The sequence below is a fragment of the Arcobacter arenosus genome, from assembly GCF_005771535.1.
Taxonomy (GTDB): Bacteria; Campylobacterota; Campylobacteria; order Campylobacterales; family Arcobacteraceae; genus Halarcobacter; species Halarcobacter arenosus.
In genome coordinates this window covers 367,155-384,147 of record NZ_VANU01000002.1, presented here as the reverse complement: position 1 = coordinate 384,147, position 16,993 = coordinate 367,155, and the positions used below count along the sequence as shown (strand labels likewise).

At 28.4% G+C, this 16,993-nt stretch carries 15 protein-coding genes; 14 read left to right on the top strand and 1 reads right to left on the bottom strand.

Going from position 1 to position 16,993, the window contains the following annotated elements:
* Nucleotide 1 precedes the first annotated feature (1 nt).
* Nucleotides 2-1,336 carry a phosphoglucosamine mutase gene (gene glmM / locus FDK22_RS06400; protein WP_138152081.1) on the bottom strand — a complete coding sequence of 445 codons (1,335 nt, stop codon included), beginning with the start codon at nucleotides 1,334-1,336 and terminating at the stop codon, nucleotides 2-4.
* A 107-nt stretch (nucleotides 1,337-1,443) separates the two neighbouring features.
* Here glmM and rpsT point away from each other — a divergent pair, with 107 nt between their 5' ends.
* The 14 genes from rpsT (at nucleotide 1,444) to FDK22_RS06330 (ending at nucleotide 16,985) form a co-directional block, all read left to right on the top strand.
* Nucleotides 1,444-1,704: a 30S ribosomal protein S20 gene (gene rpsT / locus FDK22_RS06395; protein ID WP_138152080.1), complete on the top strand. Its 261-nt coding sequence runs from the start codon at nucleotides 1,444-1,446 to the stop codon at nucleotides 1,702-1,704.
* A 48-nt stretch (nucleotides 1,705-1,752) separates the two neighbouring features.
* Nucleotides 1,753-2,820, top strand: coding sequence for a peptide chain release factor 1 (gene prfA, locus FDK22_RS06390; RefSeq protein WP_138152079.1), 1,068 nt, complete (start codon nucleotides 1,753-1,755; stop codon nucleotides 2,818-2,820).
* Nucleotides 2,821-2,993: 173 nt separating this feature from the next.
* A complete protein-coding gene (locus FDK22_RS06385) occupies nucleotides 2,994-4,046 on the top strand; it encodes a substrate-binding domain-containing protein (protein WP_138152078.1) in 1,053 nt (350 codons plus the stop codon).
* Between the two features lie 140 nt (nucleotides 4,047-4,186).
* A complete protein-coding gene (locus FDK22_RS06380) occupies nucleotides 4,187-5,908 on the top strand; it encodes a GGDEF domain-containing protein (protein WP_138152077.1) in 1,722 nt (573 codons plus the stop codon).
* A 59-nt stretch (nucleotides 5,909-5,967) separates the two neighbouring features.
* Nucleotides 5,968-6,897, top strand: a complete 930-nt coding sequence (gene pstC / locus FDK22_RS06375) for a phosphate ABC transporter permease subunit PstC (protein WP_138152076.1) — start codon at nucleotides 5,968-5,970, stop codon at nucleotides 6,895-6,897.
* On the top strand, nucleotides 6,894-8,078 hold the full coding sequence (gene pstA / locus FDK22_RS06370) for a phosphate ABC transporter permease PstA (RefSeq protein WP_138152075.1): 1,185 nt from the start codon (nucleotides 6,894-6,896) through the stop codon (nucleotides 8,076-8,078). The genes pstC and pstA overlap by 4 nt, the downstream gene beginning before the upstream one ends.
* 13 nt (nucleotides 8,079-8,091) lie before the next feature.
* Nucleotides 8,092-8,862, top strand: a complete 771-nt coding sequence (gene pstB, locus FDK22_RS06365; protein WP_138152074.1) for a phosphate ABC transporter ATP-binding protein PstB — start codon at nucleotides 8,092-8,094, stop codon at nucleotides 8,860-8,862.
* Complete coding sequence (locus tag FDK22_RS06360; RefSeq protein ID WP_138152073.1) at nucleotides 8,862-9,530, top strand: phosphate signaling complex PhoU family protein; 669 nt, start codon at nucleotides 8,862-8,864, stop codon at nucleotides 9,528-9,530. The genes pstB and FDK22_RS06360 overlap by 1 nt, the downstream gene beginning before the upstream one ends.
* A 58-nt stretch (nucleotides 9,531-9,588) precedes the next feature.
* On the top strand, nucleotides 9,589-10,263 hold the full coding sequence (locus FDK22_RS06355) for a response regulator transcription factor (RefSeq protein ID WP_138152072.1): 675 nt from the start codon (nucleotides 9,589-9,591) through the stop codon (nucleotides 10,261-10,263).
* Entirely contained in the window at nucleotides 10,257-11,633 is a 1,377-nt protein-coding gene (locus FDK22_RS06350; protein ID WP_138152071.1) for a sensor histidine kinase, read from the top strand. Before FDK22_RS06355 ends, FDK22_RS06350 begins: the two co-directional genes overlap by 7 nt.
* A gap of 76 nt (nucleotides 11,634-11,709) precedes the next feature.
* Nucleotides 11,710-12,129: a 50S ribosomal protein L13 gene (gene rplM / locus FDK22_RS06345; RefSeq protein WP_138152070.1), complete on the top strand. Its 420-nt coding sequence runs from the start codon at nucleotides 11,710-11,712 to the stop codon at nucleotides 12,127-12,129.
* A gap of 5 nt (nucleotides 12,130-12,134) precedes the next feature.
* Nucleotides 12,135-12,524, top strand: coding sequence for a 30S ribosomal protein S9 (rpsI, locus tag FDK22_RS06340; protein ID WP_138152069.1), 390 nt, complete (start codon nucleotides 12,135-12,137; stop codon nucleotides 12,522-12,524).
* 181 nt (nucleotides 12,525-12,705) lie between these two features.
* Nucleotides 12,706-15,450 (top strand): PAS domain S-box protein, encoded by a 2,745-nt coding sequence (locus tag FDK22_RS06335; protein WP_171012932.1) that lies wholly within the window; start codon nucleotides 12,706-12,708, stop codon nucleotides 15,448-15,450.
* 35 nt (nucleotides 15,451-15,485) lie between these two features.
* On the top strand, nucleotides 15,486-16,985 hold the full coding sequence (locus FDK22_RS06330) for a peptide-binding protein (RefSeq protein WP_138152067.1): 1,500 nt from the start codon (nucleotides 15,486-15,488) through the stop codon (nucleotides 16,983-16,985).
* Nucleotides 16,986-16,993: the final 8 nt, after the last annotated feature.

Below are 16,993 nucleotides of genomic sequence, written 5' to 3'. Positions count from 1 at the left end.
TTTATAATGCTTTTTTTATAAACGCCTCTAATTCTTTCATTGATTCAGCCACTTCTTTTTTATTTTTACCTTCCAATAAAAGTCTTATTTTATTTTCAGTCCCAGAATATCTAATTAAATCTCTAATACCTTTTTCTCTAATAGATTGAAGTAACTCTTCTAATCCTTTAATTTGATCTAATGGTTTTTTCTCACTTACGTTTAAATTTACTAATGTTTGTGGATATAAATCAAATGGATTTAAAACCTCACTAGCTTTTTTACCACTTCTAATAATAAGAGCTAAAACCTGAAGGGCAGAAGCAAGTCCGTCACCAGTTTTTGCTGCATCAGCAAAAATTATATGACCACTTTGTTCTCCACCAAAATTAATGTTATCTTTTTTCATTAATTCTAAAACATTTTTGTCACCAACATTTGATCTAAGTAGATTTAAACCATGAGAATTTAAAAAATCTTCCAATGCTTTATTTGACATAACAGTAGCCACACAAGCATCCCCTTTTAGTTGTCCCTCATTTTTCAAAAATAAAGTTAAAGCACCTAAAAGTTTATCTCCATCTACAACTTCACCATTTTCATCAACTACAACTAATCTATCTGCATCACCATCTAAGGCTATTCCTAAGTCAGCTCTATATTCCCTAACCAGCTTTCCAACATTTTCTGGATGTAACGCTCCACAATTATCATTAATATTGTAACCATTTGGTTTATCATTAATAGTTATAACCTCCGCACCTAATTCATCTAAAATAGTTGGAGCCACTTTATATGCTGCTCCATTGGCACAATCCAATACTATTCTCATATTTGCTAAAGATAAATCTTGAGGAAAAGTACTTTTAATTGATACAATATATCTTCCAATAACATCATCTATTCTTTTTGATGAACCTATACTTCTTCCTGTAACTTGTTCACTCATTAGTTTTTCTTCACATTTAAAAATACTTTCTATCTCTTTTTCAGCATCAGTTCCTAATTTATCACCATGATTATCAAAAAACTTAATACCATTGTCTTCATAAGGATTATGAGATGCACTAATCATGATTCCAGCATCGCATCTCATTGATTCTGTTAAATATGCAATAGCAGGTGTTGGCATAGGACCAATTTGAATTACATTGTATCCAACAGATGTTAAACCACTAACGAGAGCATTTTCAATCATATATCCACTTTTTCTAGTATCTTTACCAACAAGTATTCTTTTTGTACTAGAGTGTTTTCTGAAATAAATACCCGCAGCCTTCGCTAATTTTAATACAGTAATAGCGTCTAAAAATTCCCCAGCTTTACCTCTAACTCCATCTGTTCCAAACAGTTTCATAAAAGTCCTTCAATGTTTTTTATTAAATTTTGCTTATTTTAAGTAAGTTTTAAAGAAAATTAGATATTATTCTACCCTTAAAAATTTTATAAAGAGGTTAAAAAATAATGGCAAATCATAAATCTGCTGAGAAAAGAGCTAGACAAACTAAAGTTAGAACTGAAAGAAACAGATTCTATAAAACTAGAATTAAAAACGTAACTAAAGATGTATTATCTGCAGTTGAAGGTGCGGATAAAGAAAAAGCAAGTGAAGCAATGAAAACTGCAAACAAATATATTCACCACTGTGTTTCTAAAGGTATCCTAAAAAAAGGTACTGCAGCAAGAAAAGTTTCTAGACTGCAAACAAAAGTTAATGCTATATAATTTTATTTTTTAATATTAATTAGTCTATAACAATAAATTTAAACAAATATGCTACAAGATAAATTACAGCCTTTTATAGACAGATATGAGGAGATTAACCAATTGTTAATCTCTCCTGATATCATATCTGATATAAAAAGGATGACAGACCTTTCAAAAGAACAATCAAGTATTGAACCAATTGTTAACAAAGCTAAAGAGTATATTAAAACTCTAGAAGATATTGATGATAATAAAATGATGCTTGATGATGATGAATTAGGTGAATTAGCTAAAGAAGAGCTAAAAGAGCTAGAGCAAAGACTACCTGAAATTGCAGAAGAGATCAAATTCTTAATGCTTCCAAAAGATCCTAATGATGATAAGAATATCTATTTAGAATTAAGAGCAGGAACGGGTGGTGATGAAGCTGCAATCTTTGTTGGTGACCTTTTTAGAGCCTATTTAAGATACGCAGAATCAAATGGTTGGAAAGTAGAACTTATGAACCAAAGTGAAAGTGAAGCTGGCGGATATAAAGAGATTGTAGCTTTATTTAAAGGTGACCATGTTTATTCAAAATTAAAATTTGAAGGTGGTACCCACAGAGTTCAAAGAGTACCTGCTACTGAATCTCAAGGAAGAGTTCATACATCAGCGATTACAGTTGCTGTAATGCCAGAGGTTGATGATGTAGAAATTGATATCAATCCAAATGATTTAAAAATTGATGTAATGAGAGCAAGTGGTAACGGTGGTCAATCAGTAAATACAACAGACTCAGCTGTTAGAATTACACATATTCCATCAGGTATAGTTGTTACAAACCAAGATCAAAAATCTCAGCACAAAAATAAAGACAAAGCTATGAAAGTTTTAAAAGCTAGACTTTATGACCTAGAGTTGCAAGAAAAAATGCAAAAAGAGGGAGCTGATAGAAAAGAACAAGTTGGTACTGGAGATAGAAGTGGAAGAATTAGAACATATAACTATCCACAAGGAAGAGTTTCAGACCACAGAATTAACTTAACCCTATATAGATTAGATGCAATTATGAATGATGGACTTTTTGATGAAATCATTGATCCATTAATTGCAGACTATCAAGCTAGACTTATAGAAGCAAATGGGCTATAATCCCATTTACTTCTTTTAATCCCTCCCCACCTTTACAAAACAATTATAAAAATCAAAATTTTTATAAAACTTTTTATATAGATATTTATAGAAGATAAAACTAAAGTGTCACCAAAATGTAATCAGAATTAATTAAACTTTCACCATAAATTTAATTTTACGGAGACAATCAAATGAAAAAAACTTCAATTGCTTTATTAGCATCTGCAGCTTTAACTGTTTCTCTTTCTGCTAGAGATCAAATCAAAATCGTAGGTTCATCTACAGTATATCCATTCTCTTCTGCTGTTGCTGAAGAATTAGGTGCAACAACAAAATACCCAACTCCAGTAGTTGAATCAACTGGTTCAGGTGGTGGTATGAAATTATTCTGTGCTGGAAATGACATGAATACTCCAGATATCACTAATGCATCAAGAAGAATGAAAGCCAAAGAATTCGCATTATGTGAAAAAAATGGTGTAACTGATATTACTGAAGCTGTTATCGGTTTCGATGGTATTGCTTTTGCTCAAGATAAATCAAATGCAGACTTCTCAATCTCTATGGAACAATTAGCTTTAGCTGTAGCTGAAGAAGTACCTTCTAAAGATGGTAAATCATTAATTGCTAACCCATACAAAAAATGGTCAGACATTGACGCTTCTTTACCAAATAGAGAAATTATTGTTTATGGACCACCAAAATCTTCTGGAACAAGAGATGCTTTTGAAGAAATGGTAATGCAACACACATTCAAAAAAATGGCAGTATATACTGACCTTTACAATGCTGACAAAAAAGCTAATAAAAAATATAAAAAATACTCTGTAATCAGAACTGACGGTGTTTATGTACCATCAGGTGAAAACGATAATATTATCGTTCAAAAATTAACTAAAAACAAAGATGCATTTGGTATTTTTGGATACTCTTTCTTAATGGAAAATGATGATAAATTAGTAGGTGCTAAAGTAAATGGTGTTTTACCAACTCCTGAAACAATTGCTGCTCACCAATACCCAATTGCAAGATCATTATTCTTCTATACTAAAAACTCTCATAAAAAAGATGTTCCTGCAATGAACGATTATGTAAATATGTTCATGTCTGAGAATATGATTGGTTCTGAAGGTATTTTAGCTGAAATCGGTTTAATTGCTTTACCAGAAGCTACAAGAGCTGAGTATAGAAAATCTGTTACTACAGGTAAAAAATTAACTTTATCTGATTTAGAAAAAAAATAATCAAATAAACTCTCACTTTTAAAAAGAGAAGGCAGAAGCCTTCTCTTTTTTTATCTTTAATTTACATTTGGATTTTTAAATCTTATGGCGAACAATAAGAAAAGAAAATCCAAATCTAAATTAAATATTTTGGAATTTAAATGACTAACATTGTGTCAAATATTGACAAACTTGACTTTGCTTTTCAGCCAATCGTAAATACTTATTCTGGTAAAATCTTTGCAGTTGAAGCTCTCATTAGAAATACTCATTATTTAGGATTTAATGAGATATCTGATTTTTTTGATTATATCTATAGAAAAGAGATGCTATTTGAAATTGACAATATATTAAGAGAAAAAGCACTAAAAAAATATAAAAAAATTGGAATAAAAGATTTAAAGCTTTTTTACAATGTAGATAATAGATTTTTCACCGTAAAAGATTTTAAACTAGGTACCACTTTTAAACTGCTACAAAAACTTGATATAGGTGCTGACAAACTTTGTTTTGAACTAACTGAACACTTCAAGTTTGATGACCAAAAACTTTTTGTTGATATAATTAATTCTTACAAAAAATATGGTTATAGTATTGCAATAGATGACTTTGGAACAGGAATTTCAGGACTTCACTTACTTTATATATCTGATACAAACTATATAAAAATTGATAAATTTTTTATCCAAAATATAAATATAGACCATAAGAAAAAACTTTTTTGTGCATCATTAGTTGATATGGCACATATTATGGGTATAAAAGTTATCGCTGAAGGTGTGGAAAATATTGCTGAATATTACACTTGCAAAGATTTAAAAATAGATTTTATCCAAGGGTATTTAGTATCAAAACCAACATTAAATGTTGAAGATATTAAAAAATCATACACAAAATTAAAATTTTTTAAAGAAGATAAAAGAGTATCTTTTAATAATAAAATTGATAAATCTTATATTGAGCGAATTGAACCAATTTCAGATAGCTCAACTTTACATGATTTATTTATCTATTTTAAAGAACACACAAGAAATACTTTTGTCCCTGTTGTTGATAAAAACTCAAATATTTTAGGTGCTATTTATGAAGTTGATATCAAAAAAATCTCTTATTCACAATATGGGTTGGCATTATCAAAAAATGATTCTTTTAGGGCTAAACTAAAACATTTTATAAAACCAGTACCACAAATTGATATTAAATGGGGAATTGATAAAGCTTTAGAAATCTTTCATATGATGAATGATGCAAAAGGTATTTATGTAACAAAAGAGAATAAATATTATGGATTTATCAGCCTTAACAATCTTTTATCACTTTCATATAAAAGAAACTTAGAGATTGCACAAAATCAAAATCCACTTACAAAACTCCCAGGGAATAAACAAATAGAGGTTTTTCTTCATACTGTATTTAGTGAAAATCTATACTCAAATATTGTCTATTTTGATTTTAATGATTTTAAACCTTTTAATGATAAATATGGTTTTAGACAAGGAGATAGAGCAATATTAATTTTTTCTGAACTTCTTCAAAAAACTATTTCAAGTGAAAACTTTATTGCTCATATTGGTGGAGATGATTTCTTTATAGGATTTTTAGATAAAACCTATGAGGAGGTTTATGAGATTGTTAAAGTTTTAATGAAAACATTTAAAATTAATGTTTCAAGTTTGTACTCACAAGAAGATGTCAATAGAAAATATATCATTGCAAAGGACAGATTTGGAGTTGAAAGAAGCTTTAATTTACTTAGTGTTTGTGCTGCAATTGTCGAAATAAATGAAAAAGCATCAGAAGAAAAATTCAATGAAATGCTTGGAAAAATAAAAAAACAATCTAAACTCTACAGCCTGCCTTATGGCATATCTATAGGTGTGTAACTCTTCTGTAACCTAAGTTTTATAGAATTCATATAAAATTTTATTAACAAAGGTAAAACTTGCATTCTTTTGAGTCAAAAAATAAAGCAACTGAATTAAAAGAAAGAATAATCAAAATTGCATTGATAGTTGCATCAACTATTTCAATTTTAACTACATTTGGTATCCTTTTTTCAATTCTTTTTGAAGCAATTGAGTTTTTTAAACTTAGAAGCTTCTGGTACTTTCTAACAGGAACAGTCTGGTCTCCTGGACAAGTAGGAAGTCAGTTTGGTGCCGTACCAATTTTCGCTGGTACTATTATGATTACAGTAATTGCTTTAGCAGTAGCTATTCCAATCGGATTAGGTAGTGCAATATTTATGAGCGAATATGCTTCAAACAAAACAAGAGACTATTTAAAACCAATTTTAGAGATTTTAGCTGGTATTCCAACAGTTGTATATGGTTTCTTTGCAGCTATTACAGTTGCCCCTTTTGTTGTAAAAGCAGCTGCATTTTTTGGTCTTGAAGCAACATTTAACAGTGCCCTTGCATCTGGTGTTGTTATGGGGATTATGATTATCCCAGTAATTTCATCATTATCAGATGATGTTATTAGAGCTGTTCCTGATTCTCAAAGAAAAGCTGCATTTGGTCTTGGTATGACCCAAGGTGAAACAATCAAAGATATCGTCTTACCATCAGCATTGCCAGGTATAATTTCAGCTTGTCTATTAGGATTTTCTAAAGCTATTGGTGAAACTATGATTGTTGTTATGGCTGCAGGGTTGAGACCAAACTTATCAATCAATCCTTTAGAAGATATGACAACAGTTACAGTTAGAATTGTTGATGCACTTGTTGGTGACCAAGCATTTAACTCACCTGAAACACTTGTTGCCTTTGCACTTGGATTAGTTTTATTTGTTGTTACATTGGCACTAAATGTTGTTTCATTAATGATGATTAGAAAATTTAAAGAAAAATATAAAGTGAATACATTATGATTAGAAAAAATAAAAATAAACAAGACAATCCATTTTATGATCCTACATTAAATGCAAGACATAGAAGTGCAAAAAGGTTTAAAACTTTTACTATCTCTTCTTTAGTTTTTACATTGGCTTTCCTTGCATTCTTTTTATATGATATTATCACAAAAGGAACTCCTGCATTTGAACAAGCATACTTACAAGTTGATGTGACTTATTCTGAAGTTTCAAAGAAAAACTACAGAAAAGCAGTTGATAGTAAATATGTTAGAGTAGTTTCAAGATCATTTTTAAGAACTATCCCTTTAGAGATGGAAAAGAATCCTGACTTAATGGGGAAAACTATCAAAACTTGGGTAATAGCTGATGATAACGTTGACCAGTATTTAAAAGGTCACTACTATAAGTTAAAAGCAAAAGATAAAAAACTTATAGACAAAATGAAAGAAGATGGAACTGCCCAGTTGAAATTCAATGAAATTTTCTTCAAAAATGGAGATTCAAAAACTCCTGAATTTGCTGGTTTAAACTCTGCTATAGTTGGTTCAGTTTTAACTTTAATTATTACGATGTTATTTGCATTCCCTATTGGAGTTATGACAGCAGTTTATCTTGAAGAGTTTGCTGAAGATAATAAATTTACTCAAACAATTGAAGTAAATATCAATAACCTTGCAGCAATTCCTTCAATTTTATTTGGTCTATTAGGTTTAGCAATTTTTATTAACCTTTTTGGATTACCAAGATCTTCTCCAATGGTGGGTGGTCTTACACTTGCACTTATGACTTTACCAATTATTATTGTAAGTTCAAGAGCTGCATTAAGAGCGGTGCCAGATTCAATTAGACAAGCAGGATATGGTTTAGGTTTAACAAAAATTGAAGTAACAAGAGACCACGTTTTACCTTTAGCATTCCCAGGAATTTTAACAGGTTCTATTATTGGTTTAGCACAAGCAATGGGTGAAACTGCACCATTAATTATCATTGGTATGATTGCATTTATCCCTGATGCACCAGGCTCAATTTTTGAAGCTGCAACTGTTATGCCTGCGCAATTATTTACATGGGCTGGTATGCCAGAGAGAATGTATATTGAAAAAACAGCAGCAGGTATTATGGTGTTGTTAACAATTTTAATTTCGCTAAACTCTTTAGCGATTTATCTTAGAAAAAAATATGAAGTAAAATGGTAGAGGAAAAATTATAATGGCAAATGAAAATATAGTAAAAGTAGATGTAAAAGATTTAAATCTTTGGTATGGAGAAAACCATGCACTTCATGGAATTAAAGTTCCTTTATATGAAAATAAAATTACAGCACTAATTGGACCATCAGGATGTGGTAAATCTACATTTTTAAGATGTCTAAATAGAATGAATGATTTAATTTCAATTGTAAAAATTGATGGTTCAGTTGTAATTGATGAAAAAAATATTTATGATAAAGATGTTGATGAAGTTTCAGTAAGAAAAAAAATTGGTATGGTATTTCAACAACCAAACCCTTTTCCTAAATCTATCTATGATAACGTAGCTTATGCTCCTTTAAAACATGGATTAGTAAAAAAAGGTAAAGCTTGTGATGAATTAGTTGAAAAATCATTAAGAGATGCAGGACTATGGGAAGAAGTTAAAAATAAATTAACAGATCCAGGTACTTCACTTTCAGGTGGACAACAACAAAGATTATGTATTGCAAGAACAATTGCAGTTAAACCTGAAGTTATTTTAATGGATGAACCAACATCAGCACTAGATCCAATTTCAACAGAAAAAATTGAAGCTCTGATGCTTGAATTAAAAAAGAAATATACAATTATTACAGTAACACATAATATGCAACAAGCAGCAAGAGTTGCTGATTATACCGCTTTTTTCCATCTTGGAAAACTAATTGAATATGATGAAACAGAAACAATTTTTGTTAATCCATCAAATAAGAAAACAGAAGATTATATTACAGGAAGGTTTGGATAATGTTAAAGCCATACAAAGAAAATATTGAAACAATAAAAAATGAAATCTATTTAATGGGAGAAGAGATTGTTCATGCAAACAAAATCTCTTTATCTGCATTAAAAGAAAACGATTTATCTATGTTAAAAGATGTAAATCTTTCTATCAAGTCATTATCAGTAAGAGCAAATGAAATTGATAATTTAATTGTTAAAACTTTAGCTTTATATTCGCCAGAAGCTAGAGATTTAAGGGAGATGGTTTCATATTTAAAAGTTACAAATGAACTTTTAAGAGCAGGAACAAACTCAAAGTCATTTGTTAAAACATTTAAAAAATCATTTAATGAAGAGTTAGACAGACATACAATTTTAGAATATGCAATACCTTTATTAAAAGCATCGAATAATGCACTTGAAACAGCAGTTAATTTAGTAAAAGAAGAGAATGACAAAGAGGTTGAACTTGGATATAAAAAAGTAACTGTTGAAGAGAGTAAAACTGATGATTTATATGCAATGGTTGAAAAAAATATCTTCAAACTTGCATCTGAAAATATTGAACTTTCTAAAGACTATTTTGAAGTATTAAGTAGTTTAAGAAGATTAGAAAAAGTTGCTGATAGAGCGGCATCAATCTCTAATCTATTAGTTTTTGCTGAAGTTGGTGGTATAATTGAGCAAGCTTAAAAATTGTTTTTTTAACTTTTATGCAATAAAATACAATATTAACTAACAAAGAGAAGAAATGAGCGACAAACTAATACTAATTGTGGAAGATGAAGAGGATATTTTAGAACTTCTTGAATATAGTTTACAAAAAGAAGGTTATGAAACAATTGGCTTTTTAAGTGTAAATGAAAAACTTGAAAAAGTGTTAGACGAGGAAGCTATAGATTTAATCATTATGGATAGAAATCTTCCAGGAATTGATGGTACTAGTTTTATCAATGACATAAAAAAGAAAGGCTATACAACCCCTGTAATATATCTAACAGCAAAAGATAAAGATGAAGATATTCTTGAAGGATTTGAATCTTTTGCTGATGATTATATTACAAAGCCTTTCAATGTTAAAGAGATAGTTGCAAGAATTAAAGCAGTTATTAGAAGAACCACAAAAGATTTAGATGTAATAAAAGTTCGTGATATAGTTTATAAATCTGCAAAAAAGAAATTTTATATAGAGCAAGATGAAGTAGAATTAACCCACCTTGAGCACGATTTACTTTTAGAATTTATAAAAAATAGGGACATTTTGATGAGTAGAGAACATCTGCTTGAAGCAGTATGGGAAGACTCATATGATAAAAAACTAAAAACTGTTAATGTTGCAATTAAGAGACTAAAAGCTAAAATTGACCCAGAAAATAAAAAAGAATATATTAAATCAGTTAGAGGAGAAGGTTACTTATTTTGTTAAAACTGCATCAACTTTTTTTTAGAACCTTTCTTTTAATATTTATCTTTTTACTTCTTATTTTAAGTACCACTACTTATTATTGGTCAAAGAACATCTATCTGGATCAAATTGAAAAAAGTCTTTCACAAAATATTGATTCAATCTCATTTTCAATTACATCCTTAGATAATATAGACTATATTGTTAAAACATTTAAAGCTAAAACCGGACTAAGAATTACAATTATTGATGAAGATGGAAATGTTATAGCAGATAGTGATAAAAATAAAAATAAGATGGAAAATCATTCTAAAAGGTTTGAAATTATTCATGCTAAATATGATGGTTATGGAAAAATTATTAGATATTCAACCACATTAAAAGAGGAGCTTTTATATGTGGCAAAAAAAATTGTAATTGATGATAATATATATTATATAAGACTTGCTGATTATACTAAAAAAATACAAGAAAACTTTACTTCTTTGAGTTATCAAATCATTGCTTTTATTACTGCTTTTATAATAGTTGCTTTGATTTTCACATATTTTATAAGTATCAAAATAAAAGATGAAACAAACTCAATCTTACAGTTTTTAATTGACATGAGTAATAAAAAACCCACGAAAGAGATTTATTCAGAGTTTTCTGAAGAGTTTAATAAAATAACAAGACTTTTAAATAAAGTTTCTAGTAAATTATCTAAAAGAGAAAAACAAAAGGCTAAACAAACTGCAAAATTAAAAATTGCCAATAGACAAAAAGATGAAATTATATCTGCCTTATCCCATGAGTTTAAAAACCCAATTGCAATTATTTCAGGATATGCTGAAACTATTCTAAATGATGATGAATTGCCAAAATCTATGAAAGAAAAATTTCTTAGAAAAATTCAAAATAATGGTGTAAAAATGTCAAAAATTATTGATAAATTAAGACTTACACTAAAACTTGAAGAGGGAAAACAACAAGTTATAACAACAGAATGTTCAGTAAAAGAAATTGCTAATGAGATTATTTCTGATTTAAATGAAAGATATAAAGATAGAGAGATATTAATAGAGGGAGAAGATAAAAAACTTAATGTTGATGAAACACTTTTCTCATTAGCTTTAAGTAACCTTGTTGAGAATGCTTTAAAATATTCTGAGGATGAAGTTTTAATCAAAATTGAAGACTCTACAACAAGTGTCATTGATAGAGGAATTGGAATAAATGAAACAGATTTAAATAAAATAAATCAAAAGTTTTATAGAGTCTCTGAAAACGGTTGGAACAACTCTTTAGGATTAGGACTTTTTATCGTTACTTCTATACTAAAATTACACCAATTTGACTTAGAAATTAAGAGTAAACCCCTTGAAGGTTCAGAATTCATAATAAAATATTAAAATACACTTAATTTAAGTTAATTTTAAGCATCACTACACTATTATTCCACCTCATTAACAAAATCGGAGAAAATAGATGAAATTTACTAAAATGGCTAAAGCCAACGAAATCGAAAGAGATTGGGTAGTAATTGACGCAACAGATAAAGTATTTGGTAGAATTATTACTGAAGTTGCTACACTTCTAAGAGGTAAACATAAACCTACATTCACTCCTCACGTAGATTGTGGAGATTATGTAATAATTATCAATGCATCAAAAGCTAAATTTACTGGTGCTAAATTAGAAGACAAAAATTACTTTACGCACTCAGGATACTTTGGAAGTACAAAAACTCACAAAATGTCTGACATGCTAGTAAACAATCCTGAAAAACTATTCAAATTAGCAACTAGAGGTATGTTACCAAAAACAAAACTTGGTAAAGAGATGTTAAAAAAATTAAAAGTATACGCAGGTTCAGAACACCCACACACTGCGCAAATTAAAGGATAAGACTAATGGCAAAAGTATATGCAACAGGAAGAAGAAAATCTGCCATCGCTAAAGTATGGTTAGAAAATGGAAATGGTCAACTTACAATCAATGGTCTATCTTTAGATCAGTGGTTAGGTGGACATGAAGCAGTTAAAAAAAGAGTAACTCAACCATTAGAAGTAGCTAAACAAGAAACTTCAGTAAATGTAGTTGTTCAAACTTTAGGTGGAGGATATTCTGCACAAGCTGATGCTGTTAGACATGGTATTTCTAGAGCTTTAGTTGCTTATGATGAGCAATTTAGAGCTATCTTAAAACCTTATGGTTTATTAACAAGAGATGCAAGATCTGTTGAAAGAAAGAAATACGGAAAGAAAAAAGCGAGAAAATCAACTCAGTTCTCAAAAAGATAATCTTCAAATTCAAAATTTTATATACAAATATATACGATTATCAAAGGAGCGACAATTGTTGCTCCTTTTTTTATTTCTAAAATATTATATTACCTATTATTATATTCTTACTTTTAACTTAAATATATATCATTAAATATTTATGATTTTTATATTCAAATTCTTTTTGTATAATTACTATATGATTGAAAGAACAAAAGAAGAAAACGATTTTACGGTATACGACTTAATACCTTATTCTATAGCTTTAGTTGATTTTGAAAGTGGAAAAATTAAAAAATACAACAACACTTTTAAAGAATTAGCTTCCATTAAAAAACTTATATCTAAAAATATAAACTTTTTCGAATTTTTTTCAATAGATAAAAAACAAATAAAAGAAAACAAAAAGATAATATCAAAAGTACAAACTACTACAAATATAAAATACTACAAAATTAATTTTACATTTTTCAATAAAAATGAGATTCTTGTTTATATTGATGATGTAACAATAGAGCAAGAAAAAAATATAATTTATGAAGACAATGAAAAACTTTTGGAATATATCGCAATTGAAAAATCCTTTAACAAAACTCTAAATAAAATTGTAAACTTTGCACAAAAACGAATGGAAAATGTAAAATGTTCTATTTTATTACTTGATGAAGAAGGGGAACATCTTTTAAATGGGGCAGCGCCCTCTTTACCAAAATTTTATAATGATGCAATTCATGGGGTAAAAATTGGTGATAAGATTGGCTCTTGCGGAAGTGCCGCATTTAATAAAAAAAGGGTAATAGTTAAAGATATAAATACCCATGAGAACTGGGCTGCATATAAAGAGCTTGCAAAAAATGCTAATCTTGCATCTTGTTGGTCTGAACCTATATTTTCATCTAATAAAAAGGTTTTAGGAACTTTTGCAATCTATAATGAAGTTCCAAAAGCTCCAAATAAATTTGAGATTCAATTAATTAATTCATATGCAAATATAACTTCAATTGCAATTGAAAAATATCAAAATATAAATGAACTAAAACAATCAAAAGATGAACTTCAAAATATATTTGAAAATAGTTCAGTTGCTTTATTATATATGTCAAAGGATCGTGTTTTTATAAGATCAAACCTAACTGCTGCAAAAATATTTGGCTTTAAAACTCAAGAGGAGATGATAGGTTTAGAAGCAAAAAAACTGCATATATCAGAAAAAAACTATCATCAATTTAGAAAAAATTATTTAGATGTAATTAAACAAGGAAAAACTTTTACTTGTGATTATCCATTAAAAAGAATTGATGGTTTACATATATGGTGTGAACTTAGTTGCAAAGCCCTTGATAATAATAAATCTCCTGATTTAAGTAAAGGTATCCTATGGTCTGTAAAAGATATATCACTAAGAAAACAATATGAGAAAAAGTTAAAAAATAGTGAAATTCTAAATAAACAAATTATTAGTGCCATTCCCCAATTAATCTGGCTAAAGAATGAAAAAGGAGTTTATCTAAGATGTAATAAAGAGTTTGAAAAACTCTTTGGAGCAAAAGAGGAAGAGATTGTAGGAAAATCAGATTATGATTTTGTGGACAAAAAACTAGCTGACTTTTTTAAACAGAAGGATAAGGAAGCTATCTATTCTTCAAAGATAAATATAAATGAAGAGCTTCTAGAATATAAAGAAACAAAAGAGAAACATCTTATTGAAACCTCAAAACAAGCAATAAAAGATGAGGATGGGAATATAATAGGGATTTTAGGAATAGGTTTCGACATCACACAAAGAAAAAAAAGAGAGGAAGAACTAAAAAAATTAAATGCCTTAGCCCAAGATTTAAGCTCAAATCAAAAAACATTATTATCTTTATTCGATAAAGGGGATTCTGTACTATTTAATTGGAAAAATGATTTATCATGGAGTGTTGATTATGTCTCAAAAAGTGTAGAAAAACTTTTATCATATTCTACAAAAAACTTTATATCAAAGGATATAAACTACATAGATTGTATCTATGAAGATGATAAAAAAAGAGTTTTAAAAGAAATTGATAATGCAATTAAGAACAATCTAGACTATTTTAGGCATGAACCCTATAGAATAATCACTAAAAATAATGAGATAAAATGGGTTTTAAATTATACAGTTACTAAAAAAAATCCAAATAATAAAATTACAAATTTTATTGGATACTTAACAGATATTACAAACCAAATTAAAAATCAAGAGATTATGTATCAACAATCGAAAATAGCCTCTATGGGAGAGATGCTTGGAAACATATCCCACCAATGGAGACAACCTTTATCTGCAATCTCTACTTTAGCAACAGGAGCAAAGCTTAAAAAAGAAATAAATGTTTTAAATGATGAAGATTTTATTAAAACTATGGATTCAATAAACAATCAAGCACAATATCTTTCAAGTACTATTGATGACTTTAGAAACTTTTTTGCAGAAGATACAAAAAATAAAACAAATATTAATTTAAAAAACTCTTTGGAAACAACTTTATCTTTAGTAAAAGATTCTTATAAAAGTAATAACATTACAACTATTAAAAACATGAAAGATGCACATTTGCTATGTAATGAAAATATGTTTATTCAAGCGATTTTAAATATTTTAAATAATGCAAAAGATGCATATAAAAATAATAGAAAAAAAGAAAAACTAGTTTTTATAGATTTAATAAAAGAAGAAGAAACATATATATTAACAATTAAAGATAATGCAAATGGAATAGAAGAAAAAATCATGGATAAAATTTTTGAACCATATTTTACTACAAAGCATCAATCTCAAGGAACAGGAATTGGTCTTTATATGACAAACCAAATTATTACAAAACATTTCAAAGGTAAAATAATTGTTTCAAATGAAGAGTTTATTTATAATAATAAATCATACAAGGGCGCTTGTTTTAAAATTATACTTCCAATTTGAAGTGTTTTTTATTAAAAAGCCACTAAAATTATTCTATGAAATTTCTTATACTATTTAGTCTTTTTTTTAATGTTTTACTATCTTCAACTTTAAACCTAAGTATGGGTTCTAGTCCAAGTAGAATAAATCCTATTTTATCAAATGATAGTGCAAGTTCGCAGATAAGTCAATGGATTTTTAATGGTCTACTAAAATATGACAAAAATGGAAATCCTACAGTTGATTTAGCTAGTTCATATGAATTTGAAACACCTACAAAACTAATAATAAAAATAAAAAAAGGTGTTCTTTGGCATGATGGAGTTGAAGTAACTTCAAAAGATGTAATCTTTACCTATGAAAAGATTATTGACCCAAAAGTATATGTTAGCTTTAGGTCAAACTTTAATGAGGTAGAAAGTGTTAAAGCTTTAGACAAATACACAGTTGAAATAATATTTAAAAAACCATATTTTAAAGCCTTAGTTACTTGGATGGTTAGTCTTTTACCTGAACATATCTTAAAAGATGAAGAAAACTTAATGACTTCAAAATTTAATAAAAAACCAATAGGGACAGGTCCATATAAATTAAAAGAGTTTAAAAATAATGCAGATATTGAACTTATTGCTAATGATGATTATTTTGAAGGTCGCCCTAAAATTGATAAAATACTTTATAAATTTATTCCTGATACTAATACCTCTTTTTTATTTTTAAAGCAAAAAAAACTTGATGTAGGTGGCTTAACACCTTTACAATATGAAAGACAAATAGATAAAAAATTTAAAGAAGACTTTAAAATTATAGAACAACCCTCTCTTGCATATTCTTACCTTGGATTTAATTTAAGAGATAAGAAGTTTCAAAATAAAAAGTTAAGGCAAGCAATAGCATATGCAACAAATAGAAAAGAGATGATTGATATTTTATATTTTGGACATGGAGAGATATGTGATGGTCCCTTTGCACCTTCCTCTTTTGTATTTGATGAAAAATTTAAACCCTACAGATATGATTTAGAAAAAGCAAAAAAACTACTAAAAGAGTTAGGATATGATGAAAACAACCCTTTTAGTTTTGAAGTAATTACAAATACCGGAAACCCAATTAGAGCAAATGCAGCGCAGATACTTCAATACCAATTAAAAAAAGCTAATATTCACATGAATATTAGAGTTATGGAGTGGCAAGCATTTTTAAATACTATTGTAACTCCTAGAAAATTTGAAGCTATTTTATTAGGTTGGTCAACAACTCTTATGCCAGATGCCTATGCTTTATGGCATAGTAACTCTGATAAACTGGGAAGATTTAATTTAGTTGGCTATAGAAATGAAAAAATCGATGCGCTTATAGATAAAGGTTCAGGGACAGTTGATAGGGAAAAGTTTGCTAAAATATATAAAGAGATTTACTCTACAATTGCAGATGATTTACCATATTTATTTTTATATATCCCTAATTCTATCTCCGTTGTTAACTCACAAATAAAAAATATAGAACCCTCTGTTATAGGGATAATGCATAACCAAAAAGATTGGATTAAACCCTAAAACACTAT

Bases quoted from the DNA above. Each gene is read 5' to 3' on its own strand.
- glmM (WP_138152081.1), bottom strand. From the start codon at position 1,336: ATGAAACTGTTTGGAACAGATGGAGTTAGAGGTAAAGCTGGGGAATTT.
- rpsT (WP_138152080.1), top strand. From the start codon at position 1,444: ATGGCAAATCATAAATCTGCTGAGAAAAGAGCTAGACAAACTAAAGTT.
- prfA (WP_138152079.1), top strand. From the start codon at position 1,753: ATGCTACAAGATAAATTACAGCCTTTTATAGACAGATATGAGGAGATT.
- FDK22_RS06385 (WP_138152078.1), top strand. From the start codon at position 2,994: ATGAAAAAAACTTCAATTGCTTTATTAGCATCTGCAGCTTTAACTGTT.
- FDK22_RS06380 (WP_138152077.1), top strand. From the start codon at position 4,187: ATGACTAACATTGTGTCAAATATTGACAAACTTGACTTTGCTTTTCAG.
- pstA (WP_138152075.1), top strand. From the start codon at position 6,894: ATGATTAGAAAAAATAAAAATAAACAAGACAATCCATTTTATGATCCT.
- pstB (WP_138152074.1), top strand. From the start codon at position 8,092: ATGGCAAATGAAAATATAGTAAAAGTAGATGTAAAAGATTTAAATCTT.
- FDK22_RS06360 (WP_138152073.1), top strand. From the start codon at position 8,862: ATGTTAAAGCCATACAAAGAAAATATTGAAACAATAAAAAATGAAATC.
- FDK22_RS06355 (WP_138152072.1), top strand. From the start codon at position 9,589: ATGAGCGACAAACTAATACTAATTGTGGAAGATGAAGAGGATATTTTA.
- rplM (WP_138152070.1), top strand. From the start codon at position 11,710: ATGAAATTTACTAAAATGGCTAAAGCCAACGAAATCGAAAGAGATTGG.
- rpsI (WP_138152069.1), top strand. From the start codon at position 12,135: ATGGCAAAAGTATATGCAACAGGAAGAAGAAAATCTGCCATCGCTAAA.
- FDK22_RS06335 (WP_171012932.1), top strand. From the start codon at position 12,706: ATGATTGAAAGAACAAAAGAAGAAAACGATTTTACGGTATACGACTTA.
- FDK22_RS06330 (WP_138152067.1), top strand. From the start codon at position 15,486: ATGAAATTTCTTATACTATTTAGTCTTTTTTTTAATGTTTTACTATCT.